A 2,635-nucleotide genomic window follows, 5' to 3' on the forward strand; every position below is an offset into this window, starting at 1 on the left:
ACCGCCTGTCCCGGCCCGGTTTCAAAAGCCAGAGGTTGCCCAGGCTTGCCCCCGTCATCCAGCGCCACGATCACCAAAAACCCGTGTTCGCTCATCGGAATAAAGGCCTGGCTCCCCTCTGGGTGGCGCTCCATCATCGCCAGCGGCATCGGCAGGTCGCGCGGTTCGGCCTTGAACAAGCTCACCCCCGCCCGGCCTGCGTCAAAATCCATCTGCGCCCGATCATGATAGCGACCGCAAAGCCCCTGATTGATGATCTTGTCCGGCGCGCCAGAGACATCCAGCAGATCGCCAAAAGGTGCAAAGCCCTCGGCGGTCATCGGCTGGATGGTGACGGAGGTCATTGGCGCGCTCATGATGGCACCAGATCACGCAGGCGGAATTCGGCGATACGCTCCACCTGTTTGCAGGCCTCGGCAAACTCCTCTTCCCGATCATGACCAATGCGCCGTTCAAAGGCCGCCAGGATCGAGACCTTGTCATGATCGCGCACCGCGATGATGAAGGGAAAGCCGTGCTTCGCAACATATTCTGCATTCAATGCACTGAACCGCGCGTGCTCTGCCTCGGTCAGCGCATCCAGACCGGCACTGGCCTGCTCAGATGTGCTCTCGGCCGTCAGCCGTTTGGCCGCTGCCAGTTTTCCGGCAAGATCGGGATGCGCGGTCAACACACCAAGACGCTCCGCCGCACTGGCAGAGCGGAACATGCGGCAGAGCGCGTTGTGCACCCCGCCTGCGGTGTCATGCGCCGGCCCCAGTTCCAGCCCATGGGCGCGTTCGGCAATCCAGGGAGAATGTTCAAAGATACCGCCAAAGACCTCGACAAACCGCGCCTTCTCCATCTGGCTGGCGCGCTCCCGGCGCTGGTGCGGATGGGCCTTGGCCCAATGCTCGGCCACCTCGATGCGGCGTGGGCACCAGACCTGCTCAAACCCCTTGATATAGTCGATGAACCGTTTCAGCCCGGCCGCCTTGCCAGGCCGCCCGATCAGGCGACAATGCAAGCCAATGCTCATCATCTTTGGCGCGCCCTCCGTACCCTCGGCATAGAGCTGATCAAAGGCATCTTTAAGGTACTGAAAGAACTGCTCGCCCGTGATATAACCCGGCGCCGTGGCAAAGCGCATATCATTGGCTTCCAGCGTATAGGGGATCACCAGCTGATCACGCTCGCCCACCTCCAGCCAATAGGGCAGATCATCGTCATAGGTATCCGAGACATAATCAAAACCGCCTTCTTCGGCCACCAGCCGCACCGTATTGGTGCTGCAGCGCCCGGTGTACCAGCCACGCGGGCGCTCCCCGACCACCTCGGTATGCAGCCGCACAGCTTCGCTGATTGCGGCACGTTCCTCGTCTTCTGCCATGTCCCTGTGCTCGACCCATTTTAACCCGTGGCTGGCAATTTCCCAGCCTGCGGACTTCATCGCTGCCACCTGATCTGGGGAGCGCGCCAGGGCTGTGGCCACGCCATAGATCGTCAGCGGAATATCCGCCGAGGTAAACATCTCATGCAGCCGCCAAAACCCGGCGCGCGCACCGTATTCGTAAATCGATTCCATGTTCCAGTGCCGCTGCCCCGCCCAGGGTGCAGCACCTGCGATATCCGACAAAAACGCCTCAGACCCGGCATCGCCATGCAGGGTGCAGTTCTCGCCGCCTTCCTCATAGTTCAGCACAAATTGCACCGCCACGCGGGCTTGCCCCGGCCAGGCGGCATCCGGAGCCTGCGCCCCATAGCCAATCATATTGCGCGGATATCTGTTCATGCGCTGCGTCTCTTTCCAATTCCTGCCCACAGCCTAAAATGCCGCAGGACCCCCTGTTCTCTCTTGCTATTGTAAAAGGCGCGGGTTCTTTTTCAAATATTCCCGAAGACACTGTCAAAACAGCGGTGTTTGCAGCAGATTGCCAATGTGATGCAGGAAAAAGCGGCATCAACCAGCAGGAGCGCCTGAAAAATGACCGGATATCTGACCACCCATGTTCTGGACACCGCCCGGGGCTGCCCCGCTGCTGGCCTGCCGATCACGCTCTACCGGCTAGAGGGGGAGAGCCGCACGCAGCTGGCACATATGGTCACCAATGCAGATGGCCGCACCGACAGCCCGATCCTGCCCCAGGGCGACTTCACCACCGGCACCTATGAGCTGATTTTTGAGGCCGGAAACTACCTGAGCGCCAGTGGTCAGGCCGGAGCAGACCCGCAGTTCCTGGATCAGGTTCCCATTCGCTTTGGCATCAATGACGCCGAGGCCCATTACCATGTGCCGCTGCTGCTCTCGCCCTTTGGCTTTTCCACCTATCGCGGTAGCTGATCCCCTTCCTCGCCATTTTGCTCGGGTCAAGGGCGGCGCAGCCGCCGGGCTCCGCCCGGCCTGCCCTTGAGGCGGGCAAAACGGCTCTTATTCTCGACAGGGCGTCTTCAGGGGCAAAAAGCCCCCTGAAGCGCTTCTCAGCAAATCTTCTTTCTTTTGCCGCTATCGCGGCCCAGTATTGGCAAGCAACGCCGCGGTAGCGGCTCAGTTCAACAGGCAACGCCGCGGTAGCGGCTCAGTTCAACAGGCAACGCCGCGGTAGCGGCTCAGTCCAACAGGCAGCGCCGCGGTAGCGGCTCAGTCCAACAGGCAGCG

The 2,635-nt window shown here is 61.1% G+C and carries 3 protein-coding genes; 1 reads left to right on the plus strand and 2 read right to left on the minus strand.

Annotated features, from left to right (window positions below):
- On the minus strand, positions 1-344 hold a 344-nt coding region (locus ABJP42_RS00005; RefSeq protein WP_348337821.1), incomplete at its 3' end, for an ureidoglycolate lyase.
- Positions 345-352: 8 nt separating this feature from the next.
- On the minus strand, positions 353-1,771 hold the full coding sequence (gene puuE / locus ABJP42_RS00010; protein WP_348337819.1) for an allantoinase PuuE: 1,419 nt from the start codon (positions 1,769-1,771) through the stop codon (positions 353-355).
- Positions 1,772-1,963: 192 nt separating this feature from the next.
- Between puuE and uraH the strand changes: the two genes are divergently transcribed.
- The gene (gene uraH, locus ABJP42_RS00015; RefSeq protein ID WP_348337820.1) at positions 1,964-2,320 is read left to right on the plus strand and encodes a hydroxyisourate hydrolase; all 357 of its coding nucleotides are present in this window, start codon (positions 1,964-1,966) and stop codon (positions 2,318-2,320) included.
- The last annotated feature ends 315 nt before the right edge of the window (positions 2,321-2,635 follow it).

It is taken from the genome of Pseudophaeobacter sp., from assembly GCF_039971195.1.
Lineage (GTDB): Bacteria > Pseudomonadota > Alphaproteobacteria > Rhodobacterales > Rhodobacteraceae > Pseudophaeobacter.